Annotated in this window: 28 protein-coding genes; 15 read left to right on the forward strand and 13 right to left on the reverse strand. The window is 73.9% G+C overall.

Features of this window, described 5'->3' with window-relative positions; all coding sequences use genetic code 11:
- The 3 genes from ABEA81_RS35065 to ABEA81_RS35075 all read left to right on the forward strand — a co-directional run bounded on the left by ABEA81_RS35065 (position 1) and on the right by ABEA81_RS35075 (position 3,405).
- Positions 1-858, forward strand: coding sequence for a dihydropteroate synthase (locus ABEA81_RS35065; protein WP_345611215.1), 858 nt, complete (start codon positions 1-3; stop codon positions 856-858).
- Positions 855-2,702, forward strand: a complete 1,848-nt coding sequence (locus ABEA81_RS35070; RefSeq protein WP_345611216.1) for an ASKHA domain-containing protein — start codon at positions 855-857, stop codon at positions 2,700-2,702. The genes ABEA81_RS35065 and ABEA81_RS35070 overlap by 4 nt, the downstream gene beginning before the upstream one ends.
- A gap of 151 nt (positions 2,703-2,853) precedes the next feature.
- A complete protein-coding gene (locus ABEA81_RS35075; protein ID WP_345611253.1) occupies positions 2,854-3,405 on the forward strand; it encodes a DUF1638 domain-containing protein in 552 nt (183 codons plus the stop codon).
- Here ABEA81_RS35075 and ABEA81_RS35080 read toward each other — a convergent pair.
- Together ABEA81_RS35080 and ABEA81_RS35085 are read right to left on the reverse strand one after the other, a co-directional pair.
- Positions 3,326-4,513 carry a mandelate racemase/muconate lactonizing enzyme family protein gene (locus ABEA81_RS35080; protein ID WP_345611217.1) on the reverse strand — a complete coding sequence of 396 codons (1,188 nt, stop codon included), beginning with the start codon at positions 4,511-4,513 and terminating at the stop codon, positions 3,326-3,328. The two genes, ABEA81_RS35075 and ABEA81_RS35080, sit on opposite strands and share 80 nt — an antisense overlap.
- 45 nt (positions 4,514-4,558) lie before the next feature.
- Entirely contained in the window at positions 4,559-4,993 is a 435-nt protein-coding gene (locus tag ABEA81_RS35085) for a pyridoxamine 5'-phosphate oxidase family protein (RefSeq protein WP_345611219.1), read from the reverse strand.
- A gap of 69 nt (positions 4,994-5,062) precedes the next feature.
- On the opposite strand from ABEA81_RS35085, the gene ABEA81_RS35090 reads away from it, so the two are divergent.
- Entirely contained in the window at positions 5,063-5,701 is a 639-nt protein-coding gene (locus ABEA81_RS35090; protein WP_345611220.1) for a DUF1707 SHOCT-like domain-containing protein, read from the forward strand.
- Positions 5,702-5,723: 22 nt separating this feature from the next.
- Here ABEA81_RS35090 and ABEA81_RS35095 read toward each other — a convergent pair whose 3' ends face one another.
- Positions 5,724-6,614, reverse strand: coding sequence for a LysR family transcriptional regulator (locus tag ABEA81_RS35095; protein ID WP_345611221.1), 891 nt, complete (start codon positions 6,612-6,614; stop codon positions 5,724-5,726).
- An 88-nt stretch (positions 6,615-6,702) separates the two neighbouring features.
- Here ABEA81_RS35095 and ABEA81_RS35100 point away from each other — a divergent pair, with 88 nt between their 5' ends.
- The gene (locus ABEA81_RS35100; RefSeq protein ID WP_345611223.1) at positions 6,703-7,854 is read left to right on the forward strand and encodes an MFS transporter; all 1,152 of its coding nucleotides are present in this window, start codon (positions 6,703-6,705) and stop codon (positions 7,852-7,854) included.
- A gap of 18 nt (positions 7,855-7,872) precedes the next feature.
- On the opposite strand, the gene ABEA81_RS35105 is transcribed toward ABEA81_RS35100, so the two are convergent.
- From ABEA81_RS35105 to ABEA81_RS35120, 4 genes are all read right to left on the reverse strand, one after another.
- Positions 7,873-8,451 (reverse strand): signal peptidase II, encoded by a 579-nt coding sequence (locus ABEA81_RS35105; protein WP_345611224.1) that lies wholly within the window; start codon positions 8,449-8,451, stop codon positions 7,873-7,875.
- Positions 8,452-8,540: 89 nt separating this feature from the next.
- Complete coding sequence (locus tag ABEA81_RS35110; RefSeq protein WP_345611225.1) at positions 8,541-10,043, reverse strand: tripartite tricarboxylate transporter permease; 1,503 nt, start codon at positions 10,041-10,043, stop codon at positions 8,541-8,543.
- Entirely contained in the window at positions 10,043-10,534 is a 492-nt protein-coding gene (locus ABEA81_RS35115; protein WP_345611226.1) for a tripartite tricarboxylate transporter TctB family protein, read from the reverse strand. Before ABEA81_RS35115 ends, ABEA81_RS35110 begins: the two co-directional genes overlap by 1 nt.
- Positions 10,534-11,571 (reverse strand): Bug family tripartite tricarboxylate transporter substrate binding protein, encoded by a 1,038-nt coding sequence (locus ABEA81_RS35120; RefSeq protein ID WP_345611228.1) that lies wholly within the window; start codon positions 11,569-11,571, stop codon positions 10,534-10,536. Before ABEA81_RS35120 ends, ABEA81_RS35115 begins: the two co-directional genes overlap by 1 nt.
- A 78-nt stretch (positions 11,572-11,649) precedes the next feature.
- Here ABEA81_RS35120 and tcuA point away from each other — a divergent pair, with 78 nt between their 5' ends.
- From tcuA to ABEA81_RS35135, 3 genes are all read left to right on the forward strand, one after another.
- On the forward strand, positions 11,650-13,107 hold the full coding sequence (tcuA, locus tag ABEA81_RS35125; protein ID WP_345611229.1) for an FAD-dependent tricarballylate dehydrogenase TcuA: 1,458 nt from the start codon (positions 11,650-11,652) through the stop codon (positions 13,105-13,107).
- A gap of 5 nt (positions 13,108-13,112) precedes the next feature.
- On the forward strand, positions 13,113-13,769 hold the full coding sequence (locus tag ABEA81_RS35130; RefSeq protein ID WP_345611230.1) for a GntR family transcriptional regulator: 657 nt from the start codon (positions 13,113-13,115) through the stop codon (positions 13,767-13,769).
- A 135-nt stretch (positions 13,770-13,904) separates the two neighbouring features.
- Positions 13,905-14,363 carry a DoxX family protein gene (locus ABEA81_RS35135; RefSeq protein ID WP_345611232.1) on the forward strand — a complete coding sequence of 153 codons (459 nt, stop codon included), beginning with the start codon at positions 13,905-13,907 and terminating at the stop codon, positions 14,361-14,363.
- Between the two features lie 24 nt (positions 14,364-14,387).
- On the opposite strand, the gene ABEA81_RS35140 is transcribed toward ABEA81_RS35135, so the two are convergent.
- Entirely contained in the window at positions 14,388-14,840 is a 453-nt protein-coding gene (locus ABEA81_RS35140; RefSeq protein ID WP_345611233.1) for a MarR family winged helix-turn-helix transcriptional regulator, read from the reverse strand.
- A gap of 90 nt (positions 14,841-14,930) precedes the next feature.
- On the opposite strand from ABEA81_RS35140, the gene ABEA81_RS35145 reads away from it, so the two are divergent.
- Entirely contained in the window at positions 14,931-15,464 is a 534-nt protein-coding gene (locus ABEA81_RS35145; RefSeq protein ID WP_345611234.1) for a hypothetical protein, read from the forward strand.
- Between the two features lie 20 nt (positions 15,465-15,484).
- Here ABEA81_RS35145 and ABEA81_RS35150 read toward each other — a convergent pair whose 3' ends face one another.
- Positions 15,485-15,736, reverse strand: coding sequence for a hypothetical protein (locus tag ABEA81_RS35150; protein ID WP_345611236.1), 252 nt, complete (start codon positions 15,734-15,736; stop codon positions 15,485-15,487).
- Between the two features lie 124 nt (positions 15,737-15,860).
- On the opposite strand from ABEA81_RS35150, the gene ABEA81_RS35155 reads away from it, so the two are divergent.
- The gene (locus ABEA81_RS35155) at positions 15,861-16,283 is read left to right on the forward strand and encodes an STAS domain-containing protein (protein WP_345611237.1); all 423 of its coding nucleotides are present in this window, start codon (positions 15,861-15,863) and stop codon (positions 16,281-16,283) included.
- 52 nt (positions 16,284-16,335) lie between these two features.
- Complete coding sequence (locus ABEA81_RS35160) at positions 16,336-17,322, forward strand: acetylxylan esterase (RefSeq protein ID WP_345611238.1); 987 nt, start codon at positions 16,336-16,338, stop codon at positions 17,320-17,322.
- Positions 17,323-17,411: 89 nt separating this feature from the next.
- Here the strand turns inward: ABEA81_RS35160 and ABEA81_RS35165 are convergent, their stop codons facing one another.
- A complete protein-coding gene (locus tag ABEA81_RS35165) occupies positions 17,412-18,680 on the reverse strand; it encodes an MFS transporter (RefSeq protein ID WP_345611240.1) in 1,269 nt (422 codons plus the stop codon).
- Between the two features lie 129 nt (positions 18,681-18,809).
- Between ABEA81_RS35165 and ABEA81_RS35170 the strand changes: the two genes are divergently transcribed.
- Positions 18,810-19,697 carry a LysR family transcriptional regulator gene (locus ABEA81_RS35170; protein ID WP_345611241.1) on the forward strand — a complete coding sequence of 296 codons (888 nt, stop codon included), beginning with the start codon at positions 18,810-18,812 and terminating at the stop codon, positions 19,695-19,697.
- The gene (locus ABEA81_RS35175; RefSeq protein WP_345611242.1) at positions 19,694-20,326 is read left to right on the forward strand and encodes a VOC family protein; all 633 of its coding nucleotides are present in this window, start codon (positions 19,694-19,696) and stop codon (positions 20,324-20,326) included. The genes ABEA81_RS35170 and ABEA81_RS35175 overlap by 4 nt, the downstream gene beginning before the upstream one ends.
- On the opposite strand, the gene ABEA81_RS35180 is transcribed toward ABEA81_RS35175, so the two are convergent.
- Complete coding sequence (locus tag ABEA81_RS35180) at positions 20,250-20,951, reverse strand: DUF2306 domain-containing protein (RefSeq protein ID WP_345611244.1); 702 nt, start codon at positions 20,949-20,951, stop codon at positions 20,250-20,252. The genes ABEA81_RS35175 and ABEA81_RS35180 overlap by 77 nt on opposite strands.
- 199 nt (positions 20,952-21,150) lie before the next feature.
- Between ABEA81_RS35180 and ABEA81_RS35185 the strand changes: the two genes are divergently transcribed.
- A complete protein-coding gene (locus ABEA81_RS35185) occupies positions 21,151-23,718 on the forward strand; it encodes an AAA family ATPase (protein WP_345611245.1) in 2,568 nt (855 codons plus the stop codon).
- A gap of 178 nt (positions 23,719-23,896) precedes the next feature.
- Here ABEA81_RS35185 and ABEA81_RS35190 read toward each other — a convergent pair whose 3' ends face one another.
- On the reverse strand, positions 23,897-24,295 hold the full coding sequence (locus ABEA81_RS35190) for a hypothetical protein (RefSeq protein WP_345611246.1): 399 nt from the start codon (positions 24,293-24,295) through the stop codon (positions 23,897-23,899).
- A gap of 294 nt (positions 24,296-24,589) precedes the next feature.
- Positions 24,590-25,030: a MarR family winged helix-turn-helix transcriptional regulator gene (locus ABEA81_RS35195; RefSeq protein WP_345611249.1), complete on the reverse strand. Its 441-nt coding sequence runs from the start codon at positions 25,028-25,030 to the stop codon at positions 24,590-24,592.
- Positions 25,031-25,075: 45 nt separating this feature from the next.
- On the opposite strand from ABEA81_RS35195, the gene ABEA81_RS35200 reads away from it, so the two are divergent.
- Positions 25,076-26,452, forward strand: a complete 1,377-nt coding sequence (locus ABEA81_RS35200) for an MFS transporter (protein ID WP_345611250.1) — start codon at positions 25,076-25,078, stop codon at positions 26,450-26,452.
- The last annotated feature ends 136 nt before the right edge of the window (positions 26,453-26,588 follow it).

Raw genomic sequence — 26,588 nt, forward strand, 5'->3', positions numbered from 1 at the left:
GTGCACACGACCGTCAGCTCCGCCACCCGCGAGGTCATCATCGGCCCCGACCAGCCGTTCTGCCTCATCGGCGAGCGGATCAACCCCACCGGCCGCAAGCTCTTCGCCGAGCGGCTGCGCGCGGGTGACCTCTCCCGGATCGCCGTGGACGTCGAGCAGCAGGTGGCGGGCGGCGCCACCATGCTCGACGTCAACATGGGCGTGCCGCTCGCCGACGAGGCCGAGCTGCTGGCCAAGGCCGTCACCATGATCCAGGAGCTCACCGACCTTCCGCTGTGCATCGACTCCTCGGTCGTCGAGGCCCTCGAAGCCGGCCTGTCGGCCTATCGCGGCAAGGCGCTGGTCAACTCCGTCACCGGGGAGCGCGAGCGGCTCGACGCGATCCTGCCCCTGGTGAAGGAGCACGGAGCGGCGGTGATCGCCCTGCCCAACGAGGAGGACGAGATCCCCGACGACCCGCACAAGCGGCTGGAGATCACCCGCAAGATCGTCGACGTCGCGGTGGGCGAGTTCGAGATCCCCCTTGACGACATCGTGATCGACCCACTGGCGATGCCGATCGGCGCCGACTCCACGCTCGTGCGCAAGACGCTCGACACCATCGAGCTGATCCGCGCCGAGTTCGGGCTGAACATGACGCTCGGCGCGTCCAACGTCTCGTTCGGGATGCCGGACCGGCACGCGCTGGGTTCCTCCTTCCTGCCGATGGCGATGAGGTGCGGGCTCACCAGCGCGGTGATGGACGTGCGCACGCCGCAGATCGTCGAGGCGGTCAAGGCCGCCGACCTGCTGCTCGGGAACGACGAGTGGGGTGCCGCGTGGATCGCCGCGCACCGGGCGAAGAAGCAACCGGCGTGAGCGAGCTCGCGAGCGAACCATCGGCCCGGCACGAGCGGGTCCGGATCTCCTACGAGGTCGAGGGCGCGCAGGACCGCGAGGTGCGGGTGCCGGCCGGCGTCACCCTGTTCGACGCCGCGAGCTGGAACGGCATCGCGATCGACTCCACCTGCGGCGGCCACGGCACCTGCCGCAAGTGCAAGGTCCGGGTGACGGACGGCGACGTGCCGGTCTCGCGGCTGGACCCGCGGGCCTTCGACGCCGACGAGCTGCGCGCGGGCTGGCGGCTCGCGTGCCGGGCACCCGCCACCGGCGACGTCCGGGTCACGGTGCCGCCGCTCGTCACCCGGCCGAAGGCGGCCACGGTGGGCGTCGGGCGGCAGGTGATCCTGCGGCCGGCCGTGCAGAAGCGGTTCATCGAGCTGCCCGAGCCCACCCTCACCGACCAGCGCACCGACCTCGAGCGCCTCCTCGCCGTGCTCGACGACCTGGAACCCACGGTCGACCTGCACGCGCTGCGCGCGCTCCCCCGCGCGCTGCGCGCGGCGGACTTCCGCGTGACGGCCGTGCTCGTCGACGACGTGCTGGTCGACGTCGAGCCGGGCGACACCACCGGGCGGGCGTTCGGCATCGCGTTCGACCTCGGCACCACCACGGTCGTGGCCACGCTGCTCGACCTCACGACCGGCACGCCCGCCGGGGTGGCCTCGCTGCTCAACCCGCAGCAGCCGCTCGGCGGCGACGTGATCTCCCGGATCAGCGCCACGATGCTCGACCCGGAGGCGCTCGGCCGGCTCACCGCGCACGCCCGCGACGCCCTGAACCAGCTGGCCGGGGAGGTCTGCGCGGGTGCGGACGTCGACCCTGGCGAGGTCTACGAGGTGGCGGTGGCCGGCAACGCCACGATGACCGCCCTCGCGCTCGGCATCGATCCCGAGCCGCTCGGGGTGGCGCCGTTCGTGATGTCCAGCCGGTCGTTCCCGGGCCTCCGCGCGGACGACCTCGGCCTCGCCCTGCACCCGGCCGCACGGGCGTACGTGTTCCCGGCGCTCGGGGCGTACGTCGGTGGGGACATCGTGGCCGGCGCGCTCGCGTCCGGCATGGACCGCGACAAGCGCGTGCGCCTGTTCGTCGACGTGGGCACGAACTGCGAGATCGTGCTGTCCGACGGCGAGAGCGTCCTCAGCACCGCCGCACCGGCCGGTCCCGCGTTCGAGGGCGCGCAGATCCGCTGCGGGATGCGGGCCGCGCCGGGCGCGATCGAGGGCGTCAAGATCTCCGACGAGGACGTGGCACTGCAGGTGATCGGCGACGTCGAGCCGGTGGGGCTGTGCGGGTCCGGGCTGGTGGACACGGTGGCCGCGCTCCTGAACGTCGGGCTCCTGGATGGCTCGGGGCGGCTGCTGAGCCGGGAGGCGGCGGAGGCACTGCGGCCGGGGCTCGCCGACCGGCTCCGGACCGTCGGGGAGGAACGGGTGTTCGTCCTTGCCGACGGGGTGTACCTGTCCCAGCGCGACGTGCGGGAGCTGCAGTTCGCCAAGGCCGCGATCGCCACCGGCTGGCGGCTGCTGGCCGCCGAACTGGGCCTCGACCCGGCCGACGTGCAGCAGGTGCTGCTCGCCGGCTCGTTCGGCAGCTACCTGTCCCCCGCCGCGGCCGTCCGGATCGGCCTCGTCCCCGGGATCCCGGTGGTGCGGATCGTCAGCGCCGGGAACGTGGCGGGCGAGGGCGCGAAGATGGCCCTGCTCTCCGTGCGCGAGCGGGTCGCGGCCGAGGCGCTGCTGGAGGGGGTGCGCTACGTCGAGCTCAGCGACCGGGGAGACTTCAACGACCGGTTCATCGACCAACTGGCCTTCCCCGCCTGATCGTCAGCAAAGCCACTTTCACGACACCAGGCGTCCTGAAAGTGGCTTTGCTGACACCGCCGTCGTCGCCTGCGGGGCGATCGCCTCGCACGTCGCCGCCGTCGTCGGGCGGCGGGGGTGGGCCGTCGACGTCCATCCCCTGCCGCCGCTCCTGCACAACCGGCCGGAGCGGATCGCGGCGGCCGTCGAGGCGCGGGTCCGGGACCTGCGCGCCACCCACGCCACCGTCGCCGTGGCGTACGCCGACTGCGGCACGTATGGAGCGCTCGACGAGGTGTGCGCGCGGCTCGGGGTCCCGCGGCTGCGCGGCGCCACCTGCTACGACGCCTTCGCGGGCGCCGAGCGCATGCGCGCGCTGCTGGAGGAGGAGCCGGGCACGTACGTGCTCACCGACTACCTCGCGCTCTCCTTCGACCGCTCGGTGGTCCGGGAGCTGGGCCTGGACCGCTACCCGGAGCTGCGCGAGGAGTACTTCCGCCACTACCGGCGGGTGGTCTGGCTCGCGCAGCACCCCGTGCCGCGGATCCGGGCGGCCGCCGAACGCGCCGCCGCCTGCCTGCGGCTCCCCCTCGAGGTCGTCGACGTCGGCGAGGCCGGGCTGGAGCGGGAGCTGGAGCTGCTCCTCAGCGGCTCGTCGTCACCACCGTGCCCGGACGGTCCACCAGGTCCGGCAGCAGCGCCGTGCCGAGCCCGGGGCCGGTGAGCGAGGTGATGTGCCCGTCCGCGACGGCCGGGAGCTCGGTGACCAGGTCCCGGTACCAGCCGAGGTAAGCCGCGCGCACCGTCTCCTGCAGGATCGCGTTCGGCGCGGCGGTCGACAGGTGGGTGCAGGCGGTCAGCGCGACCGGGCCGGTGCAGTCGTGCGGGGCGACGGGCACGCCGTGGGCCGCGGCGGCGTCCGCCACCTTCCGGGCGACGGTGAGGCCCCCGCACCACGTGACGTCGACGGTGGCGACGCCGATCGCCCGCTCCGCGAGCAGCCGCTGGAAGGCCTCCACCCCGGCCACCGTCTCCCCCGCCGCCACCCGGGTGGGCGTGGCGGCCGCGACGGCCGAGAGACCGTCGACGATGTCGCTGCGCACCGGGTCCTCGATCCAGAACGGCGCGTACTCCTCGAGCGCGTGGGCGATCCGGCTCGCCGTCGGCACGTCCCACAGCGCGTGCAGCTCGATCATGACGTCCATCGCGTCGCCCACGGCGGCGCGGATCCGGCGGATCGGTTCCAGGCCCTCCGCCAGCTCGGCGGGCGTGATCAGCGCGCCGTCGTGCGCCTCGGCGTACGGGTCGAACGGCCAGATCTTCATCGCCGTGATGCCCGAGGCCAGCAGGTCCTCGGCGAGGGCGTCGGGGTGGTGCAGCTGGGCGTGCAGGTCCTCGTAACGGCCCTCGGCGAGCCCCCAGTTCGCGACCTTCTGCCCGCTCGCACCGCGGACGTACGCCGGGCCGGCGCAGGTGTTGTAGGTCCGGACCCCGGGCCGCGTCATACCGCCGAGCAGCACGTGCAGCGGCTGCCCGGTGGCCTGGCCGAGGAGGTCCCACAGGGCGATGTCGACGGCCGAGCGGGCGCGGGTCTCCGCGCCCGAACCGCTGTAGCCGACGTACCCGTGCAGGGCCCGGTTGTGCGCCTCGATCCGCAGCGGGTCCTTGCCGATCAGGTATGGCGCCACCGTCTCGTGCAGGTGGGCCTCCGCCGTGCGCGCGCCGTAGAACGTCTCGCCGTGCCCGACCAGGCCGTCCTCGGTGTGCACCTGCACCCACAGCAGGTTGGGGAAGTCCTCGACGCGAACCGTCTCGACAGCCACGACCTTCATGCGACGACCTTCATGCGACGACCCTCATGCGGCCGACGATAGCCATCAGCCCCCGTAGCGGCTGATCCGTTCGGGCCGGATGACGATGCGGACGAGGTCCAGCTGCATGAGGTCCCGCAGCTCGGCGGCCCGTTCCGGGTCGTCGAGGTCCCAGTAGCGCCGCGCGAGGCGGTTCGCCAGCTCGGGGACGCCGTCCTCCTCGACGGTGGCGGTGCCGCTGACCGCGATCCACCTCGCCGGCTCGTCGATGGCGCCCGCCGCCACGAGCGAGGCCCGCGGGTCCCGGCGCAGCCGCCGGATCTTCGGCGACCCGGTCTCGGAGAACACCTGCACCAGGCCGTCCCCGGTGACCTCGAACCACACCGGCCGCGGCTGCGGGAGCCCGGTGCCGTCCGGCACGGTGAGGAATCCCATCCGGGGCGTGGCCAGGAACTCCCGGTCGGCCGCGGTGAACTCCGCTGCGCTACTCGTATCGCTCATCCAACCCCCTCGATCGTGATCGCCAACGCGGTCGGCGGCGCGACCATTCCGGACGGCTACGGTGGGGATGTGCCCGACGAGTCCGCCGCCCGCTTCCTGCGTGTCTCCGACGCGGAGCGCGAGCACGTCGTCGGGCTGCTGCAGCGGGCCACCGGCACCGGCCTCCTCGACCTCGACGAGTTCACCCGCCGCGTCGACACCGCCCTCGCGGCGCGCACCCGCGGCGAGCTGAACGCCGTGCTGCTCGACCTGCCCGGACTGACCCACCCGGAGCGGCCGGCCCAGGTGCCGAATCCGGCGCGCCCGCCCGTCCACCGGCCCGCCCCGGTCGTCTCCGACGCCGGCAATGGCCACGAGGTCCGCAGCATGCTCGGATCGGTCAGCCGCCGCGGGGCCTGGGAGGTGCCCGCGCACCTGGTCGTCCGCACCACCCTCGGCTCCGCGGAGCTCGACTTCACCGAGGCGCATATCCCGCACGAGGTCGTCGACGTCGAGCTGGAGGTGGTGGCGGGATCGGTGGAGCTGCGGCTCCCGGCCGGCGCGCGTGTGGAGCACGGCGAGCTGCAGGCCACCCTCTCCGGCGTCGAGAACCGCCTCCGCGGCCGCCCGGACGCGCCGGATGGCCCGCTGTTCCGGATCCGCGGCTCGGTGCGGGCCGGTTCGGTCGAGATCCACCCGCCCCGCCGCACCCGCTGGTGGTGGCGCTAGGAGGGGCCTGTTCAGGGCGCTCCTAGGGAACCCGTTCCGCCACCACCGCCGCGAAGGCGCGGATCCGCGCGTTCTCGTGGTCGCGGTGCCACACCAGGCCCAGCGCCGTCTCCGGGAGCCCGGAGACCGGGACGGCCACCACGTCGCCGCGGCGGTGGTAGGTCGCGGTGGGCGCGCACAGCAGCATGCCGCCGCGGTTCGCCGCGATCAGCCACACGCCCTCCTGCAGCGTGCTGACCGCGGGGCCGCCCGGGATGGGCCGTCCGCCGGGGGTGGTGGTGGGTGCGTGGGCACGGCGCCAGTACTCCCCCGCCGGTTCGGCCGCGGAGATCAGCGGGACGTCCGCGAGGTCCTCGGCGGAGACCTCGGTGCGCCGGGCGAGCGGGTGGCGGGTGGAGATCACGAGCCGCGTCGCCTGCCGGGAGAACACCGGCCCCAGCACGAGCTCGTCCTCCTCGACGGGCAGCAGTACGACGGCGGCGTCGACCGCGCCCCGGTGCACCGGCCCGAACGGGTCCGAGAGCGGGATCTCCGCGATCTCGACGCTGCTGCCGGGGTGCCGGTCCTGGAAGGAGGTGACGGCGGCGAGCAGGTGGTCGTCGGCGGTGCCCTGGAACCCGATGCGCAGCGGGCCGGGGATCGTGCGGGCGGCGTCGCGGGCCTCGTCGACCGCGGCGCGCAGTGCGCCGTACGCCGGTTCGAGCGCGGCCCGGAACGTCTGCCCGAGCGGGGTGAGCCGGACGCTGCGGCTGGTGCGGCTCACCAGCCGCGCACCGACGCGCCGTTCGAGGGATCCGATCAGCTGGCTCACCCGGCTCTGGCTGACCAGGAGCCGCTCGCCCGTGCGCCCGAAGTGCAGCTCGTCGGCGAGGACGAGGAAGCACTCCAGCTCCCGGATCTCCAGCCCGGCCACGCCCCGCCTCCGATCGATGAGCCCGACTCATGCAAGCGTGAGGGCTTCGTCGTTGTTCCGCGGCCTCGCCGGAGCTGAGCTGGGGATCATGACGCAACTGGATCGCGCGACCGGCCGGCCGGCCGTGCTGGTGGTGGCCGCCGGCATCTTCACGGTGGTCACGGCGGAGATGCTGCCGGTCGGGCTCCTCACACCGATGGGCGCCGCGCTGCACGTCAGCGAGGGGATGGCCGGGCAGACGCTGACGACCACCGGGATCGTGGCCGCGGTGGCCGCGCCGCTGGTGGTGCCCGCGCTGGGCAGGATGGACCGGCGGCGGGCGCTCGTGGCGCTCATGGGGCTGCTCGCGGGCGCCAACCTGCTGGCCGCATGGGCGCCCGCGTTCGGCGTGATGGTCGCCGCCCGGGTGCTGGTGGGCATCGCCATGGGCGGGGTGTGGGCGCTGGCGGCGGGGCTCGCGGTGCGGCTCGTGCCGCCGGGCTCCGTCGGGCGCGCCACCGCGACGATCTTCAGCGGCATCGCCGTGGCGTCCGTGCTGGGTGTGCCGGCGGGGACGTTCCTCGGCGCGCTCGCGGGGTGGCGGTCGGCGTTCGTGGTGGTCGGGGCGCTCGCGGCCGCCGTGGCGCTGGCGATGGCGGTGCTGCTCCCCGCGCTCCCGGCCGAGCGCGCGGCGGGTCTCTCCGGCGTCACCGCGTTGCTGCGCAACCCGCGGGTCGGCACCGGGCTCGTCGTGGTGGCGCTGCTCGTCGTCGGGCACTTCGGCGCCTACACCTACGTGCGCCCGGTGCTGGAGGAGCGTGCGGTCGACGCGCCGCTGATCGGCACGCTGCTGCTGGTGTACGGCGTCGCGGGCGTGCTGGGCAACTTCGCCGCGGGGGCCGCCACCGTCCGGTCGGTGCGGCGCACGGTGCTCGTGCTCGCCGGGCTGCTGGTCGGTGCCGTGGTGGTGCTCGCGCTGGCCGCGTCGGCGCCGACGGCCGCGGTGGCCATGGTGGTGTGGGGGCTCGGCTACGGGGGCGTCTCGGTGACCGCCCAGACCTGGATGATGACCGCCGCGCCCGACGCCCGCGAGACGGCCTCGTCGCTCTTCGCCGGTGTCTTCAACGGGGCCATCGCGGTGGGCGCGGTGGGCGGCGGCCTGGTGGTCGACGGCTTCGGCCCGACCGCGGTCCTGGTCTGGGGCGCTGTGCTGGTGCTCGGCGCGGTGGTGGCGATGGCGCTCGGTCGGCCCGTCGGCTGAGGGGCGAAGCGCGATCGCTCACGGCCCGACGGCGGGTCGGTCGCGAGCGGCCGGTGCGGGACGCAGCGCGAGGCCGAGCGCCGAGACGACGAGCAGCGTGACGGCGCCGGCGAACAGGGCGATGTCCGCGACGTTGCCGATGAACCAGTCGAAGTAGGCGATGAAGTCGACGACGTGCCCCTGGCCGAACGACGGCGGACGGAAGAGCCGGTCGAGCAGGTGCGTCGTGGCCCCGCCGACGAGCAGGCCGAGGCAGATCGCCCAGGCCCGCGACCGCACCCGCCAGGTGAACCACACGCCGACGCCCACCGCCGCGGCGGCGGCGAGGGTGAAGATCCACGTGAACCCGGTGCCGATGGAGAACGCCGCACCCGGGTTGTAGATCAGCTTGATGCCCAGCGCGTCACCGAGCAGCGGCACCCGGACGCCGGCCCGCAGGGTGGCCTCGGCCCATGCCTTGGAGAGCTGGTCGACGGCCAGCACGGCCAGCGCGATGCCGGCCGCGATCCACGGCGCGGACCGCGTCCACTGCTGCTCCCGCACGGCGGCGGTGGCCACGGTGGGCTGGTCGCCCGCCTCGGGGCTCGGTCGATCCACGGCTTCTCCACCCGCTCGGTTCGCGGCGAGGACGACGCGCCCGCCACCAGGACGAGGATGCCCGACGCGCGCGGGGAGGAGCACGCCGGTCACGACCCGGTGAGTGCACGCCGCCGCCGCTTGGCCACCGGCAGCGCGAGCGGGATCAGCAGCGCCAGGACCACGACGGCCCAGAGGAACACCGTGATCGGCGAGGACAGCAGGATCGACGGGTCGCCCTCGGAGAGCGTGAGCGCGCGGCGCAGCTGCTGCTCGGCGAGCGGGCCGAGGATCAGCCCGACCACCGCAGGCGCCACCGGCACCCCCGCGGTGCGCATCAGCAGCCCGAGCAGGCCCAGCGCGCACAGCACCAGCAGGTCGACGGTGGTGCCGCCGGCCGCGTACGCCCCGAGCGTGGCGAACACGAGCACGCCCGCGTAGATGCCGTACGCCGGGATCTCGAGCAGCCGGGCCCAGATCCGCACCAGTGGCAGGTTGAGCACCAGCAGCATCACGTTGCCGACGTAGAGGCTCGCGATGAGCGTCCAGACCAGCGCGCCGGACTCGGTGAAGAGCTGCGGCCCCGGCTGCAACCCGTAGGACTGGAACGCCGTGAGGATCACCGCGGCGGTGGCCGAGGTGGGCAGGCCGATCGTGAGCAGCGGCACCAGCACGCCGGCCGCGGCCGCGTTGTTGGCCGCCTCCGGACCCGCGACGCCCTCGATGGCGCCGTGCCCGAACTCCTCGGGGTGGCGGGACAGGCGCTTCTCCGCGGCGTAGGACAGGAACGTGGGCACCTCGGCGCCGCCTGCGGGCAGGCTCCCGATCGGGAACCCGAACACGGTGCCGCGCAGCCAGGCGGGCCAGGAGCGCCGGAAGTCCGAGCGGGACAGCACGGCGGGGCCGCGCAGCGGTTCGACGGTGGCGTGCCCGGTGCCGGTGAGCAGGTGCCCGAACGCCTCGGACAGCGCGAAGAGCGCCACCACCACGATCACGACGTCGATGCCGTCGAGCAGGGCGTCGATGCCGTAGGTGAGGCGGGGCTGCCCGGTCTGGGCGTCGATCCCGATCAGCCCGATCGTGACGCCGACGAGCAGGCTCGCGAAGCCCTTGAGCAGGTTCGGGCCGAGCAGCGCGCTCACCGTCACGAACGCGACGGCCATGAGCGCGACGTACTCCGGCGGGCCGAAGCCGGTGGCGAAGTCGGCCACCAGGGGCGCGAGGAACGTCAGAGCGACGGTGCCGATCGTGCCGGCCACGAAGCTGCCCAGCGCCGCGGTGGCGAGGGCCGCGGCCGCCCGCCCGGCGCGCGCCATCTTGTTGCCTTCCAGCGCCGAGATCATCGAGGCGCTCTCGCCGGGCGTGTTGAGCAGGATCGACGTGGTGGACCCGCCGTACATGCCGCCGTAGTAGATGCCGGCGAACATGATCAGCGCGCTGGACGGCTCCAGCCGGAACGTGATCGGCAGCAGCAGCGCGACGGTGAGCGCGGGGCCGATGCCGGGCAGCACGCCCACCGCAGTGCCGATCGTGACGCCGAGGAACGCCCACAGCAGGTGCTCGGGGGTCAGCGCGCCGGCGAACCCTTCGAGGAGGAGACTCACCTGGTCCATCAGAACCCCCACGGCCCGGCGGGGAGCATGAGCCCGATCAGCCGGTCGAACACCAGGAACACGACCGCGGCGAGCGCCCAGCCCCATGCGAGCACCCGCCAGTCGCGCGGGGCGTCGAGCAGCAGTGCCGCGGCGACGAACAGCGCGGTGGCGGTGACGACGTAGCCCAGCAGCGGGAGCAGCAGCGCGAACCCGACCAGCGCCGCGACGAGGCCGAGCACCCGCAGCCCGGCCCGGGCCTGCCACGCGGTGCCGGCCCCGGCCCCGGGCAGCTGGCGGCGGGCGTCGACGAGCAGCAGTGCGCCGACCACGCCGAGCGCCACGCCCACCGGCAGCGGCACGGCGGCGGGCCCGACCACGGCCGATGTGGCCGGCAGCCGCACGGCGTCGACGATCACGAGCACGGCGGCCGCCAGCAGCAGCCCGCCGAACGCGGCGGTCGCGAGCACGGTGTGCCGGTCGACCTGGACCGGCCGGTCCTCGTCAGCCATCACTTGCCCCCCAACCCGATCTGCGAGAGCACCCGCGACACCCGCTCCTGCTCGGACTTCACGAAGTCCTCGAACTCCGGCCCGGCGAGCAGGGCATCGCCCCAGCCGCGCTTGGCGAGCGCCTCGCGCCAGGCGTCGGTGTGCGCCATGCGGACGAGCATGTCCTCGAGTGCCTGCTCCTGCTGGTCGGAGATGCCGGCGGGGGCGACGACCCCGCGCCAGTTCTCGACGACGACGTCCAGCCCCGACTCCTTCAGCGAGGGGACGTCGGGCAGCGACGGCAGGCGCTGCGCGCTCGACACGGCGAGTGCGCGCACCGTGCCCGCCTCGATCTGCGGTTCGATCTCCGAGAGCCCGAAGATCCCGATCGTCGACCGCCCGGACAGCACCGTGGTGAGCGCCTCGCCGCCACCGGAGTGGGCGACGTAGCTGACCCGGGCCGGGTCGGCACCGACGGCCTGCGCGAGCAGCCCGGCCATGATCTGCTCGACCCCGCCCGCCGACCCGCCGGAGATCGAGACCGCCGCGACGTCGGCCTGCATCGCCGACGCGAGGGCGGGCACGTCGGCGAGCGGGGAGTCGGCGGCGACCACCACGACCTGGTAGTCGGTGGTGAGCCGCACGAGCGGGGTGGTGTCGGTGAGCGAGTGCGGCGAACCGTTGGCGACCACCGCGCCCATCATGATCAGTCCGGTGGTCATCAGCTCGGACGGGTCGCCCTCGTGGCGGAGGAACTGGCTGAGCCCGATCGTGCCGCCCGCACCGGCGACGTTGTAGACCTCGGTGCGCCCCACCACCTCGCGCAGGGCCTTCTGCATCTCCCGCGAGGTCTGGTCCCAGCCCCCGCCCGGCGCGGCCGGAGCCATGATCCGCAGCTGCTCGACGCCCAGCACGTCCTGCACGGCGCCGCCCCGGTTCCCGGCGGGTGCGGTGAGCACGACGGCCGCCGTGGCCGCGACCGCCGCCACCAGCGCGATCACCCCGCTTCGCCGGCTGCGGCCCGGCGCGTGCCCGTCGCTCGTCCCGGGTGGCTGCATCGCCGTCTCCGTCACAGTCCGACCATCTTGTCGACGGTTGTATACAGTGATGTGCAGTCGAGCACAAGCGGAGGTGCCATGCACGAGGAGACCGACGTCGTCGTGGTCGGCGGCGGCAACGCCGGGTTCAGCGCGGCCCACGCCGCGGCCGAGCGAGGCCGGCGGGTGCTGCTGCTGGAGAAGGGCGAGCCCGGGCAGGCAGGCGGCAACAGCTACTTCACGGCCGGGGCCGTCCGGATCGCCCACGGCGGGCTCGCCGAGCTCGCCGACCTGCTCGACCCCGACGACCGGCACGCCACGAGCGTCCTGCCGCCGTACCCGGCCGAGGCGTTCGCCGCCGACATGGCGAAGGTGACCGGCGGCCGCAACGACCCCGCGCTCACCGCGGTGCTGGTCGGCGAGAGCCAGGACGCGATCCGCTGGCTGCACGGGCTGGGGCTGCGTTACCGGCTGATGTACGAGCGCCAGGCGTACCCGGACGCGCAGGGGCGGCAGGTGTTCTGGGGCGGGCTCGCGGTGGGCAGCACCGGGGGTGGCAAGGGCCTGATCGAGCAGCACACCGCAGCGGCGGAGAAGGCGGGCGTCGAGATCCGCTACGGCACCCGGGCCCTCGACCTGCTGCCCGACGGTCCCGGCGTCACCTGGCGCGACGGCGAGGGGCGCACCGGAACCGTCCGCGCGGAGTCCGTGGTGCTCGCCGCGGGCGGCTTCGAGGCCGACGCCGACATGCGCAGGCGCCACCTCGGCGAGGACTGGGGGCGGGCCAGGGTGCGCGGCACCCCGCTCAACACCGGCGACATGCTCACCGCCGCCCTCGCCGCGGGCGCCGCGCCGTACGGCGACTGGGGCAGCTGCCACAGCGTGGCCTGGGACGCCTGGTTCCCCGGCAACGAGGGCGACCGGGAGCTGACCAACCAGCTCACCCGCAGCGGCTACCCACTGGGGATCATGGTCAACAAGCGCGGGGAGCGGTTCGTGGACGAGGGCGCCGACTTCCGCAACTACACCTACGCCAAGTACGGCGCCCGGATCCTCGCCCAACCCGACGGGCTCGCGTTCCAGGTCTTCGACGCCACCACGCGGCCCCAGCTGCGCACCGAGGAGTACGACATGCCGGGCGCGTCGGTCGTCACCGGCTCCACCATCGCCGAGCTCGCGGCCGGGATGGGCGTCGACGCCGCGGCCCTCACCCGCACCGTGGAGGAGTTCAACGCGGCGATCGACCGGGACGTCCCGCTCGACCTCGCCGTCAAGGACGGGCGCAGCGCCCGCGTCGACCCGCCCAAGTCGAACTGGGCGATCCCGTGCGAGACCCCGCCGTACTACGCCTTCCCCGTCACCTGCGGGATCACGTTCACGTTCGGCGGGCTGCGCGCCGACACCTCCGGGCGGGTGCTCGACGCGGCGGGCACGCCGCTGCCCGGCTTGTTCGTCTGCGGCGAGATGCTGGGCGGGCTCTTCAGCGGCAACTACCCGGGCGGCAGCGGGCTCACCGCGGGCTCGGTGTTCGGGCGGCGGGCCGGAACGGTGGCCTGAGGAGCATGACGGGCACGGACGCGCAGACCGTCTACGCCCACCTGCGCGGGCAGATCCTGTCCGGCGCGCTCCCGCCCGGCACCCCGCTGCGGGAGATCGCGCTGGCCGAGCGGTTCGGCGTGTCCCGCACCCCGGTGCGGGAGGCGCTGCGCAGGCTGCAGCAGGACCGGCTGCTCGCGCCCGGCGGCCGCGGCATGCAGGTGCGCTCGATCGACCCGCACGAGGTGGTGCAGGTCTACGACATGCGCGTGCTACTGGAGGCCGAGGCCGCTGGGCAGGCGGCGCGCAGCCGCGGCGACGCCGACCTGATGCGGCTGGAGGGGCTCCTCGCCCGCGACCGCGCGCTCCCCGACCCCGACGACGCCACCCGCACCCGCACCAACCTCGAGTTCCACTCCGCCGTCTGGGACGCCACGCACAACGCGGTGCTGCTCGACCTGCTGGACCGCCTTTCCATCCACCTCGTGCACGCGCCGCGGTCGACCCTCTCGGTGGGCGACCGCTGGACCACCTCCCTCGACGAGCACGCCCGGCTCGTGGCGGCCGTGCGAGACCGTGACGAGCAGGCAGCCCGGGAGATCGCCCGGCAGCACATGACCACCGCCCGGGAGATCCGGCTCGCCCTGCTCCGGGAGGCGGCGGCCACCCCCACCACCCCGTGAGTGGATACGAGTGCCGGAGCACTCGTATCCACTCACGACCCCGGTGGGCCGGCACCGAGTCTTGTCGTTGACAAGATGCTCGCTCTCCTGCATCTTGTCAGTGCCAATTTGTCACTGACAAGACCGGAGAGCGTCATGGAACCACTGATCACCCTCGTCGCCGTCACGGTGATCCTGCTCGGCGCGGCCGCGCTCGGCGTGCGCGCACTCCGGCCGTGGCCGGTCGCGCTCCGCGGCGGGCTGGCGGCGATGTTCACGCTCACCGGGGTCGTCCACTTCGTCGGGATGCGCCATGAGCTGATCGCGATGGTGCCGCCCGCGCTGCCTGCGCCCGGGCTCCTCGTGGCGCTCACCGGGGTCCTCGAGCTCGCAGGCGCCGCCGGGCTCCTGCTCCCCCGCCTCGCGCACTGGGCGGCGGGCGGGCTGGCCGTGCTGCTCGTGGCCATGTTCCCGGCGAACGTCCACGCCGCACTGGAGGGCACCGGCACCCCCCTGCTGCCCCGCACCGCCATGCAGGTGCTGTTCCTCGCGGCCACGCTCGCCGTGGTCGCACACCACGTGCGGGCCCGCCGGGCACCCGCACCCGCGTCGTGAGCGAGGAGCGCGCATCCGGGCGCGCTACGGGGCCGCCGGACCCGTCCCCTGGAGGAACCGCAGGAGCAGTCCGGTGAGCGCGGTCCGCTCGGCCGGCTCGAGGTGGGCGAGCAGGGCATCGCTGGTCTCGCGAGCGGACTTCTCGGCAGCGTGGAAGACGTCCCGACCGTGGTCGGTCAGCTCCACCGCGCGCAGCCGCCGGTCCCCTGGCACCGGCCGGCGCACCGCGAGCTCGCGGGCCTCGAGGTCGTCGACGACCCGCATCATCGACACCCGGTCGCTTCCGACGCGCTCCGCCAGGTCCCGCTGGGTCTGCGGCCCGTCGAAGGCGAGGACCACGAGCACGCCGAAGTGGCGGCCCTCGATACCCAGCGGGGTCAGTGCCTCGCTGAACGCCCGGGCGGCCCGGCTGTGGGCCCGGCGCAGCAGCTGCCCCACGGCGTAGGGCGGGAGCTCGCCGGGGACCGGGGCAGTCATGGCCGCACCTTAGCTCACCCGGTACTGCTTCATATGTAGCAGTAACATATGTAACAATCTCCTCACGGTCCCATCTTCTGAGGAGATCCGATGTCCGACTTCCCGACGTCCACGCCCACACCACCCGTGGCGCCGCCCGCCCCGCTCACCGACGGTCCCGCCGCGAGCCGGCGGGCCGGCATCGGCCGGGTTCTCCTGGTGATCGTCGCGGCGGCCACGGTGGTTCTCCCGGTGCTCCTCGACGGCGTCGTGCTCGCGGGCGCCCACATGCAGAACCCCGCGTGGCTCGCCCACGCCAAGCTGCACGCAGCGATCTCGTTCCTGGCCGCCGTCGCACTGGGCGGCGGTGCGCTGGTGTGCCTGCTCGCACGTCCGGTCACCGACCGCTTCACCATGGCGATGGGTGGCTACCTGGCAGGCGCGTTCTGGATCGCGGTGATCGCCGCCGGGTGGTGGCCCGGCACCTCGTACTACTTCGCGGGCGACCCGGTTCACGCCCCCGGCGCCGACGCCGCCCGGGTGCTCGGTGTGCCGAACAACGTGGCCACCGCACTGCTCATGATCGCGGCCGTGATCGTCGGCCTGCTGCTCGTCCTGGGGCCCGGCAACCGTCGAGGGGCATGAGGACCCGGGCCTGGCAGGTCTCAGGCCGCCCCGCGGAGCGCGGGATGCTCCGGCTCGTGCCGCGGAGGGGGCGGTTCGAGCGGGCCGGTGGTCAGCAGCGGCAGGGACTCGGACGGTGCCGGATGATCACTGTTCTCGGCCCGCTCGGGCGTATTCAGGAGCGTGGCCTCGAGCCGCTGCAGCAGCAACGTCGCCACCAGGACGGCGACCGGCACCCCGAGCGAGATCCACACGTCGTCGGCTACCCGGGCAGGCGGTGCCAGTAACACCACGCGGGTGAGTCTCGCCCGGACGGGCTACACCTGTCCCCGTCACTCACGCCCCGTGGCCGGTCGTCCACCACACCGGTCACGCGCCACGTCGCGAGCGGGCCGCCGCGCCCGATACGGTGCCGGGATGAGCGACAGCGCCCCCAGCCCCAGCGACCATGCGGACGCCATGACGCTGACCGCGAAGCGGATTGGCTCGGTCGCCGTGGTCACGGTGACCGGCGAGCTGGACCTGCTCACCGCACGCGAGCTCATGACGACGGTCGACGAGACGCTGCGGTGGCCGGGCCTCACCGGCCTCGTGGTGGACCTGACGGCGGTGAGCTTCCTCGGCTCGTCCGGGTTGGGCACCCTCGCCGAGCTGGCCACCCGCACGACCGCGCCGGCCGGCAGCGGTGGTTACCGCTCGCGCCCGCCCGAGCCGCTGCCCCCGCTGCGCCTCGTGGCCCCGGCCGACAACAGCGCCGTGCTGCGCCCGTGGGAGACGATGAACCTGCAGCAGATTCTGCCGCTGTACCCGGACCTCGACAGCGCGATCGAGAGCCTCTGACGTCCCCGCGGGATATCGTCTCCTGGCATCCCCACCCGAGGACAGGAGATCCGTGGCCCGCGCCGATCTGCCCCTTGACGAGCTCGTCGCCTACCGGCCCGACGTGCGCGAACCGAACGACTTCGACGCGTTCTGGACGCGGACGCTCGACGAGGCCCGCGCCCACGCCCTGGACGTCAGGTCCGAGGAGGTGGACATGCCCTACCGCACGGTCGCGGTACGGGACGTCTCCTTCGCGGGGTTCGGCGGCGACCGCATCGGGGCCTGGTTCACCGTGCCGCACGGCGCCGACGGCCCCCTTCCCGCCGTCGTCGAGTTCATCGGCTACAACGGCGGCCGCGACCTGCCGGGCGAGTCGCTGCGCTGGGCGAGCGCGGGCTACGCGCACCTGCTCGTGGACACCCGCGGGCAGGGCGCGCGCTGGGGAGGGGGTGGGCGCACGGCCGACCCGCACGGCTCCGGTCCGGCCACCCCCGGCTTCATGACCCGCGGCATCGACGCCCCGGACACCTACTTCTACCGCAGGGTGTTCACCGACGCGGTGCGCGCCGTCGAGGCTGTGCGCACGCTGCCCGGCGTCGACGCGGGGCGCGTGGCCGTGCAGGGCGGCAGCCAGGGCGGCGGGATCACCCTGGCCGCGGCCGGGCTGGTGCCGGACCTCGTGGCCGCGCTGCCCGACGTCCCGTTCCTGTGCCACTTCGCCCGCGCGCTCGACATCTGCGACAAGGACCCGTACGCCGAGCTCACCCGCTACCTCGCGGTGCACCGGACGCGGGTGGACGACGTGCTGCACACGCTGTCCTACTTCGACGCGGTGAACTTCGCCAAGCGCGCGGCCGCGCCGAGCCTGTTCTCGGTGGCGCTGATGGACCTGATCTGCCCGCCCTCCACGGTGTACGCCGCATTCAACAACTACGGGGCGAACCAGCACAGGGCCGACAAGGAGATCGAGGTCTACCGCTTCAACGACCACGAGGGCGGCGAGTCCTACCAGCGGCAGGCCCAGATCCGCTGGCTGGACAAGCTCCTCGGTCGCTAGGCCGGCTCGGGGCCGCTCACACACCATCCCTGGTGCCGGCACACCAACTGCAGTTCGTGTGTGAGCGCCAGGGTCGGTGTGTGACGACCCTACGCGGGCGCCGGCTCGGCGACAGTCCGCGCGTGCCGGGAGAGCGCGTACGCCACCCCTGCCGCGGCGAGGAGCGGGACCAGCCCGCAGAACGCCATGCCGGCCCGGGCGCCGAACGCGTCGGTGATCCAGCCGACCACCGGCCCGCCCAGCGGCGTGCCGCCGACGAACGCGAGCATGTAAAGGCTCATCACGCGGCCGCGGACGCCGCCGTCCACCCAGGACTGCACCGACGAGTTCGCCATCGCCTGGAACGCGAGGTTCACCATGCCCATCGCCACCAGAGCCGCGAGGAACACCCCCAGCCCGGGGGCGAGCGCCGCGGCGAGCTGGGCGGCGCCGAACGCGGCCCCGGCGAGGACGATCGTGCGCAGCCGGGGGTGCGTGCGCCCGCCCGCGATCAGCGCGCCGGCCACCGACCCCACCGCGATCACCACGTTGAACAGCCCGTAGAGCTGCGCCCCGCTGACGGCCCCGCCGGCGAACGTCTGGTCGGCCATCGCCGTGAGCACCACCGGGAACTTGAGCCCGAACGTGCCGACCACGCCGACGAGCACGATCGTCCACGCCACGTGCGGGCGCTCGGCCACGTACCGCAGCGCGGAGCGCAGCTGGCCGGGCGCCCGCTCCAGCGGGGGCGTCCGGATCAGGTCGGCGGAGCGGATGAGCATCAGGCCGGTGAGCGGCGCGATGTAGGACGCGGCGTTCGCGGCGAACGCCCACCCCGACCCCACCGTGGCGATCATGACGCCGGCCACGGCCGGGCCGATCAGGCGGCTGGTCTGGAACACCGCCGCGTTCAGCGCGATGGCGTTGCGCACGTAGCGTTCCGGCACGACCTCGTTGACGAAGATCTGGCGCGTCGGGTTGTCGACCACGAACACGAGGCCCTGCGCCAGCGCGAACAGGTAGACGTGCTCCACCCGGATCTGCCCGGCGATCGTCAGCACGGCGAGGGCGGCGCTCAGGAGGCCGTTCAGGCTCTGGGTGATCATCAGGACGACGCGCTTGGGATAGCGGTCGGCGATCATCCCGCCGTAGAGGCCGAGGAGCAGCATCGGGAGGAACTGGCAGGCCATCGTGACGCCCACGGCGGCCGGGCTCCCCCCGACCTCGAGGACCAGCCATTCCAGGGCGATGTTCTGCATCCACGTGCCGGTGCTGGCGACCGCGTGAGCGCTGACGTAGATCCGGAAGTTGCGGACGCGCAACGCGGCGAATGTGCCGCTGCGGCGCGGTGAATCGGTGGTGGATGTGGTCCCGCTCACGGGTATGTCGGCCGCAGCCGTTGTCACGGATAACCTTTCGTAGTTCTGCAGAAATCCGTACCTCAGTGTCCCCCGCCGGTGCCGTATTGTGAACGCCGATCAGCCGACTAACTGTTATCACGGAGCAATATGGCACAGACGATCTACGACCCGGCCCAGCTCCGGACCTTCCTCGCCGTCGCCCAGACCCGCAGCTTCACCCAGGCCGCGGCGCGGCTCGGCATCCGCCAGCCCACGGTGAGCCAGCACGTCCGCAAGCTGGAGGAGGCCACCGGGCGCGTGCTCGTGCACCGCGACACCCACACCGTGGCCATGACCCCCGACGGGGAGGCCATGATCGGTTTCGCCCGCTCCATCCTCGCGGCCCACGAGCAGGCGGCCAACTACTTCAACGAGGAGCGGCCGCACGGGCGGCTGCGGATCGGGATGTCCGACGACCTCGCGCTCACCCGGCTGCCGCACATCCTGCGCGACTTCCGCCGCAACAACCCGCTCGTCGACCTCGACCTGTCCATCGACCAGAGCGGGTCCCTGCACCGCAGGCTGGAGAACGACCGGCTGGACCTGTTCGTGGGCAAGCGCCCGCGCGGCGAGCCGCGGGGACAGCTCGTGAAGCGCGACCGGCTCGTCTGGGTGGGCACGGCGTCCACCCGGCTCGACCCGAGCAAGCCGCTCCCGCTGGTCGTCTACCCGAACCCGAGCCTCTCCCGCTCCGCGATGGAGAACGCGCTGCAGCGGGCCACCATCACCTACCGGCCGGCGTGCATCTGCCGCGGCGTCAACGGGCTGATCGGGGCGGTCGCGGCGGGGATCGGGATCTCGGCGCTGGCCAGCAGCCTCGTGCCGGTGCAGCTCACCCCGCTCGGGCCGCAGCACCGCCTGCCCGAGCTCGGCTACCTCGACCTCGTCCTGCTCACCAACCCGCGCACCGAGGACCGCCCGGCCACCAAGGCGCTCGCCGCGGCGGTCCTGGCGAGCGGCCCCACGAGCCTCTCGACCGGCATGATCGGCCCATGATCAACCACCTCGTCCTCGCCACCCCCGACCTCGACGCCACCGTCGCCGACCTGGCCGGCCGCGGGCTCGTGACGAGCCCCGGCGGCGCCCACGACGGGCTGGGCACCCGCAACGCGCTGGCCGACCTCGGCGGCGGCACCTACCTCGAGGCGATCGGGCCCGACGCGGACCAGCCCGAACCCGGGCAGGCGCGACCGTTCGGCATCGACGGCCTGCGCGCGGCGCGGCTGGTGGCGTGGGCGGTGCGGGTCGACGACCTCGACGCCGCCGTGGCCGCCGCCCGCGCCCGCGGCCACGACCCGGGCGCCGCCCGCGACATGGCCCGGCTGCGCGGCGACGGGGTGCGGCTGGCGTGGCGGCTCACCCCGCCGCCTGCCACCGTGCCCGACGTGCTGCCGTTCCTCATCGCGTGGGGGGACACGGAGCACCCCAGCCTGAGCGCCGCGACCGGTGCGCGGCTGGCGTCGTTCACCCTCGTCCATCCCGACCCGGCCGGCACGGGGCGGCGGCTCGCCGCCCTGGACGTCGCGGGCGTCGCGGGCGGCACCGGCGTCACGGTCGAGCGGGGACCGGCCCCGGCGCTGCGCGCCCTGATCGCGACGCCGTCGGGAACCGTCGAGCTCGCCTGACGAGCACCTCGGCCACCACCAGGTTGATCATCCAGCCGAGCACCTGACCCACCGGGATCAGGGACGTGGCGGCCGTCGGCGCGTCGGCCGGGGCAATGGCACCGACGGCGAGCCCCGTCAGCAGCACGAGCGGCACGAGGATCCGCGCGGTGACGGCCAGGAAGGTCAGCGCGTAGTTGCGCGTCATCCACGCCCGGTGTGCCGCGACGTCGCCGCGCCGGATCGCGCGGACCGCCAGCCCTGCGGTCACCAGCCACCCGACGGCCGGGATCACGAGCCCGACCTGGGTGACGATCCGGCCGGACAGGAGCGCCACCGGCACGGCGGTGACCGCCGCCGGCAGCACGCCCACGAGCAGGTAGGTGCGCCCGACCCGGCGGTGCCACCGCCTGCGGGCCCGGATCGCCGGCACGAACTGCAGCGGGCCGAGCACCAGCGCCACCGTCGCGGTGAAGACGTGCGCGACGAGCAGGCCGTAATGCAGCCCGCCCCCGACGTCCAGCCGGCTGGACCCGACGTCGAGCAGCGCGTACGGCGCCACCATGACCGCGCTCGCCACGACGGCGACCAGCAGCATCAACCAGACCCGGCGCGGGCGCAGTACCTGCACGACCTGCACGTCCATGCCCCCGATCCTCGGCCGCACCCGCTGCGGTGTCGTCCGCTCGGAGTCGGCGGTTCGCCTACTCCCGCCGGCGTAGGTGATCTGCGCCATGGCGTGAGGTGAACCCCGGGTCGAGGTTCGACGATCGGATCATGACGTACACGCTGCCCGACCTGCCCTACGACTACGGCGCCCTCGCCCCGCACATCGCCGCGAGATCATGGAGCTGCACCACTCCAAGCACCACCAGACCTACGTCAACGCCACCAACGACCTGCTCGACGAGCTCGCCGCCGCCATCGACGACCACTTCGGCTCCTTCGACGCCTTCCGCGCCCACTTCACCGCGGCCGCCACCACCATCCAGGGCTCCGGCTGGGCCGTCCTCGGCTGGGACACCCTCGGCGGACGGCTGCTGGTCCACCCGCTCTACGACCAGACCCACCTCCCCGCCGGCCAGATCCCGCTGGTCATGCTCGACATGTGGGAGCACGCCTTCTACCTGCAGCACCGCAACGTGAAGCCGGACTACGTCAAGGCCTGGTGGAACGTCGTCAACTGGACCGACGCGGCCCAGCGCTTCGCCGAGGCCCACGAGGGCACGACCGCGGTTTCCACGTCCTCGGGCCCGCGCTGCCCGTTTCCTGACGGCCGGGAGCGGCGCGAACGGCCCGGACGGAGGACCATCGGGGTGGAGCACCTGGAGGTGGACGTGCCGCAAGATCGACCGGGACCCGGACCCGGACCCGGCTCCGGGCCCTTCGACGACCTCTTCGAGCGACTCATCGGCAACCTCGAGAGCACGCTCGGCGACACCCTGGGCGGCAACCTGGGCGGCACCGCAGCCAGGCGGCCCGCCGCCGGTGGCCGGACCCCCAAGCTCGACCGGTTCGGCCGGGACCTCACCGCGGACGCGGCCAGGGGTGCGCTGGACCCGGTGATCGGGCGGGACACCGAGATCGACCAGGTGATCGAGGTGCTGGCCCGTCGCACGAAGAACAACCCGGTGCTGGTGGGCGATCCGGGCGTCGGCAAGACCGCGATCGCGGAGGGCGTCGCCCAGCGGGTGGCCGACGGCGACGTCCCCGAGTCGCTGCGCGGCGTGCGGGTCGTGGCCCTCGACCTGGGAGGAATGGTCGCGGGCACCCGCTACCGCGGGGACTTCGAGCAGCGGCTCACCGGCGTGATCGACGAGGTCGTGGCGGCCGAGCGGTCCATCGTGCTGTTCCTGGACGAGCTGCACGCCGTGATCGGGGCCGGGTCGGCGGAGGGCGCTCCGATGGACGCGGCCACGCTGCTCAAGCCCGCGCTGGCCCGTGGCGACCTGCGGCTGATCGGCGCCACCACGATGAGGGAGTACCGCAGGCACATCGAGAAGGACGCGGCACTGGAACGCCGGTTCGAGCCGGTGCCGGTGGCCGAGCCGACGGTGGAGGCCACGATCGCGATCCTGCGCGGCCTGCGGGAGCGCTACGAGGAGCACCACGGCGTGCGGATCTCCGACGCGGCGCTCGTGGCGGCGGCCGAGCTCTCCGACCGCTACGTGGCCGACCGGTTCCTGCCGGACAAGGCGATCGACCTGCTGGACCGGGCGAGCTCGCGGGCCCGGATCCGCTCCGGCGAACCGGCGCCGGGCCCGGCCGATCGCGCGGGCGCGGACGAGCTCGACCAGCTGCGGCGGGCGCGTGAGGTGGCCGTCGACGTGGAGGACTTCGACCGCGCCCACCTCCTCACCCGCGAGATCGAGGCGGCCGAGGCCGCGCTGGGCCCCCGGCGGGAGGCCGGCGGCACGGTGGAGATCGGGGCGGACGACGTGGCCCGCATCGTCGCCGACAGCACCGGCATCCCCGTCGCCCGCCTCACCGGCGCCGAGCGGCGCAGGCTGCTGGACCTGGAGGCGTTGCTGCACCGGCGGGTGGTCGGGCAGGACGAGGCCGTCGAGACCGTGGCGGACGCCGTGCGCGCCGGGCGGGCCGGTCTCGCGCATCCGGACCGGCCGGTGGGGTCGTTCCTGTTCCTCGGCCCCACCGGGGTGGGCAAGACCGAGCTCGCCCGCGCCCTCGCCGAGGCGCTCTTCGGCAGCGTCGATGCGCTCCTGCGCTTCGACATGAGCGAGTACGCCGACCGGGGCAGCGCCATGCGCCTGGTGGGCGCCCCGCCCGGCCACGTCGGCTACGAGGACCCGGGCCAGCTCACCGAGGCCGTGCGGCGCACCCGCTACGCCGTTCTCCTGCTCGACGAGATCGAGAAGGCGAACGCCGAGGTGATCAACACGCTGCTGCAGGTGCTCGACGCCGGCCGGCTCACCGACGCCCACGGCCGCACCGTCGACTTCACCCACACCGTGGTGATCATGACGAGCAACCTGGGCGCCGACCGGCTCCTGTCGGCCACCGGCCGGCTGACCGACCAGGTGCGCGAGGGTGTGCTCGGCATGGCGCGCGTGCACTTCCGGCCCGAGTTCCTCAACCGGATCGACGACATCGTGCTCTTCTCCGCCCTCGACCGCGGCGAGCTGCGGCGCATCACCGAGCTCCTGCTCGAGGGCACCGCCGACCGGCTCCGCGCGCAGGACATCGGCCTGGAGGTCACGCCCGCCGCGGTCGACTGGCTCGCCGAGCGCGGCCACCAGCCGGAGCTCGGCGCCCGCCCGCTGCGGCGCACCATCGCCCGCGAGGTGGACCGCGGGCTCTCCCGGATGATCATCGGCGGCGAGCTGGCCGCCGGCGGCCGCGTGGTGGTGGACGTGCGCGACGGGGAGTTGGTGCTGCAGCCGCAGTCCGGCTGAGCCGCCTCCCGCTCGCACACCAAGCGTGGTGCTCACACACCAACTGCAGTTGCTGTGTGAGCGCCGAAGTTTGTGTGTGACCGCCCGCCCTTGCGCCGGCGCCGTGGCGAACGCCCCCGAACAACGGAACGGCGCCGGACCCCGAGGCCCGGCGCCGTTCCGGCGAGCTGTTCGACGATCAGTCGTCGATCTCGACGCTGTCGCCGGTCTCAGCGGCCGCCTTGCAGGAGTCGTCGAGCGTCGTGTCGCCGTCGGAGTCAGCATCCGTGTCGGACGCGCCCAGCAGGCTGCCGCCGAGCGCACCGGTCAGGTCGGCGACGATCGAGGTGTTGTTGAGCGGCACCTGGACACCCAGGACGTTCACCGGAACCTGGTTGTCGCACGCGTTCACCGGAGCGGAGAGGTTGTTGCCGGCGACGTTGATCAGGCCCTTGTTCGAGCCGTCGACGCTGTTGACGTCCTCGATCTTGCCGTGGCCGTGACCGTGGTCGCCGTGGTCGCCTGCGAAGGCGAGCGGACTCACCGCGAGCAGACCGGCAGCGGCCGTGGCCACGACGATTCCAGCCTTCTTCAGCACAGTTCATCTCCTGTTTCGAGGGGCCGGGCCGGCGGAAACCGACCCGATCGGAGTCAGCGCTGATGACTGGGGAGCCGTCGCTGACCACAAAGACGTTAGTGGGCCACTCCGGTTCCCAACAATTCGATACCACGATCGGATGAGTCCATTACTCCGCGTTTGGTTACGCCTTCTTTCGGTGCCGCCGATCCCTGCTCGACAAGCGGTCACGGACGTCGCCCGCAACACAGGGTGAAGACCGACCACCTGAATGGGGGCGTATCCATTCCGGCAGGCACGGAGCGTGTCCGGGCTTCAGGGCAGCTCCGACTCCAGCCGCCGCAGGTAGCCGGCGAACCGCGTGGCGTCCTCCGGGTCCCATCCGGCGGTGAGCTCGCGGTAGGCCTGCTCCTGCCACGCGCGCGAGCCGGCGAGCAGCTCGCGGCCGGCCGGGGTGGGTGTGAGCACCGCCCGCCGGGCGTCGGCCCCGGCCGCACGGCGCTCCAGGTACCCGTGCTCCACCGCCGCCGTGACGAAGCGGCTGGCGCCGGACCGGTCGATTCCGAGCTGGTGGGCGACGTCGGTCACCGCCACCTCGGGGTCGCGGCGCGCCGCCGCTTCCACGGCGTCGAGCACGAGGATGTCCTGCACCCGCCGCTGCTCCCCCGTGAGCTCCTCGGACGCCTGCAGGATCCACCGCCGCGACCAGTACCGCACCAGGCGGAACAGCGCCGCCCCCGGCTCAGCCGTCTCCACGGATCCTCCTTGCGCGTGCGATACGCACACAATAGCGTGTGCGATATGCAAGTATCTACGCGGGGCCGGGAACCCGCCTTCGCCGCGCTGCTGCTCGGCATGCTCGTGGCGCAGCTGGAGGGCACGGTCGTGGTGGCGGCCCTCCCGGCGATCGGCGCCGATCTCGGGCAGCCCGAGGCCGCGCCCGGCGTCTTCACCGTGTCCCTGCTGGCCGTCACCGTGTCGACCCCGGTGCACGGGGCGATGGGCGACCGGTACGGGCGCCGGGCGATGTTCGTCGCCGCCCTGCTGCTGTTCACGGCGGGCTCGCTGGCCTCGGCGTTCGCCCCGACGTTCCCGGCGCTGCTCGCCGCACGGGCGGTGCAGGGCATCGGCGGCGGCGGCCTCGTCGTCACCGCGATCAGCGCGATCGGCGAGCTCTTCGACGCGCACGAGCGGATCGGCCGCCAGATCTGGAGCACCGCCGTCTTCGGCGTGTCCGCGCTCGCCGGACCGCCGCTCGGCGGGATGGTCGCGGCGGCCGCGGGCTGGCGCTGGGTGTTCGCGCTGCCGCTGCCGCTCTGCGCGGCCGCACTGGCGCTGGGGTGGCGGGCGGTGCCCGGCCAGCGCGGCCGGCGCAGCGGCGCCTTCGACGTCGCCGGCGCCACGCTGGTCGCGCTGGGCGGCGCGGCCCTCGTCACGCTCGGGTCCAGCGACGCACTGGGCAGCAACCCGCTGTGGTCGCCGCTGCTGGCGGGTGCCGTCGTGGTCTGCGCCGTCGCGTTCGTGCGGGTCGAGCGGCGGGCCGCACACCCGCTGGTACCGCCGGCGCTGTTCGCGGTCGGGGAGCTCGCCCGCGCCGTCGCCGTCACCGCGCTCTCCGGCGTCGCGCTGTTCGGGACGTTCGCGTTCGTCCCGCTCGCGCTGGCCACCGGCCTCGGCGCGGGAACCGCGCTCACGGGCGCGCTGCTGCTCGCCCTCACCGGGGGCCAGCTGGCGGCGAGCACCGCGTTCTCGGTGCTGGCCCGCAGGCGCCGCCGGCTCGCGCCGTGGGGACGGCTCTCGCTCGCGCTCGGGATCGCGGGCCTCGGGCTGCTCGCCGCGCTCCCCCGGCTCGCCGCCGAGCCCGCGCCCCTGCGCTACGCCGTGGCCGTCGCCGGGCTCGCCTCGGCGGGCGCGGCACTGGGTCTCGGCATGGCGGCGTACACGCTGCTGGGCATGGGCCTCGCGCCGGTGGAGAGCATGGGCGCCGCGATGGGCACGCTCATGTTCGCCCGCCAGCTCGGCGGCTCGCTCGGCGCGGCCGGGTTCGGCTGGGTGCTGCTCGCCGCGCCCGATCCGGCGACCGGCCTGACCGCCGTGCTCGCCGTCGCGGCCGCCGTGACCGCGGTCGCGTTCGTGGTCGCCCCGCGCGGCTCGACCGTGCCGTCCGCGGGCGCATGACCACCTGGTCCTTGATGAGATGAAGGAGCGGGGCCTCCGCTCCTCGTGGTCCCCGGCTCATGCTCGGGGTGCTCACACCATCGACTCGAGGAGGCCCCTGTGAGCGGAGCATACGAGGGTAGGCAGATCGTCGGAA

It is taken from the genome of Pseudonocardia adelaidensis, assembly GCF_039543345.1.
GTDB classification, from domain to species: domain Bacteria; phylum Actinomycetota; class Actinomycetes; order Mycobacteriales; family Pseudonocardiaceae; genus Pseudonocardia; species Pseudonocardia adelaidensis.

Excerpts from the sequence above, each read along its gene's own strand:
- ABEA81_RS35080 (WP_345611217.1), bottom strand. The coding sequence starts at position 4,513 with ATGAAGGTCGTGGCTGTCGAGACGGTTCGCGTCGAGGACTTCCCCAAC.
- ABEA81_RS35085 (WP_345611219.1), bottom strand. The coding sequence starts at position 4,993 with ATGAGCGATACGAGTAGCGCAGCGGAGTTCACCGCGGCCGACCGGGAG.
- ABEA81_RS35100 (WP_345611223.1), top strand. The coding sequence starts at position 6,703 with ATGACGCAACTGGATCGCGCGACCGGCCGGCCGGCCGTGCTGGTGGTG.
- ABEA81_RS35110 (WP_345611225.1), bottom strand. The coding sequence starts at position 10,043 with ATGGACCAGGTGAGTCTCCTCCTCGAAGGGTTCGCCGGCGCGCTGACC.
- ABEA81_RS35115 (WP_345611226.1), bottom strand. The coding sequence starts at position 10,534 with ATGGCTGACGAGGACCGGCCGGTCCAGGTCGACCGGCACACCGTGCTC.
- ABEA81_RS35120 (WP_345611228.1), bottom strand. The coding sequence starts at position 11,571 with ATGCAGCCACCCGGGACGAGCGACGGGCACGCGCCGGGCCGCAGCCGG.
- tcuA (WP_345611229.1), top strand. The coding sequence starts at position 11,650 with ATGCACGAGGAGACCGACGTCGTCGTGGTCGGCGGCGGCAACGCCGGG.
- ABEA81_RS35130 (WP_345611230.1), top strand. The coding sequence starts at position 13,113 with ATGACGGGCACGGACGCGCAGACCGTCTACGCCCACCTGCGCGGGCAG.
- ABEA81_RS35135 (WP_345611232.1), top strand. The coding sequence starts at position 13,905 with ATGGAACCACTGATCACCCTCGTCGCCGTCACGGTGATCCTGCTCGGC.
- ABEA81_RS35140 (WP_345611233.1), bottom strand. The coding sequence starts at position 14,840 with ATGACTGCCCCGGTCCCCGGCGAGCTCCCGCCCTACGCCGTGGGGCAG.
- ABEA81_RS35145 (WP_345611234.1), top strand. The coding sequence starts at position 14,931 with ATGTCCGACTTCCCGACGTCCACGCCCACACCACCCGTGGCGCCGCCC.
- ABEA81_RS35155 (WP_345611237.1), top strand. The coding sequence starts at position 15,861 with ATGAGCGACAGCGCCCCCAGCCCCAGCGACCATGCGGACGCCATGACG.
- ABEA81_RS35170 (WP_345611241.1), top strand. The coding sequence starts at position 18,810 with ATGGCACAGACGATCTACGACCCGGCCCAGCTCCGGACCTTCCTCGCC.
- ABEA81_RS35175 (WP_345611242.1), top strand. The coding sequence starts at position 19,694 with ATGATCAACCACCTCGTCCTCGCCACCCCCGACCTCGACGCCACCGTC.
- ABEA81_RS35180 (WP_345611244.1), bottom strand. The coding sequence starts at position 20,951 with ATGGACGTGCAGGTCGTGCAGGTACTGCGCCCGCGCCGGGTCTGGTTG.
- ABEA81_RS35185 (WP_345611245.1), top strand. The coding sequence starts at position 21,151 with ATGGAGCTGCACCACTCCAAGCACCACCAGACCTACGTCAACGCCACC.
- ABEA81_RS35200 (WP_345611250.1), top strand. The coding sequence starts at position 25,076 with ATGCAAGTATCTACGCGGGGCCGGGAACCCGCCTTCGCCGCGCTGCTG.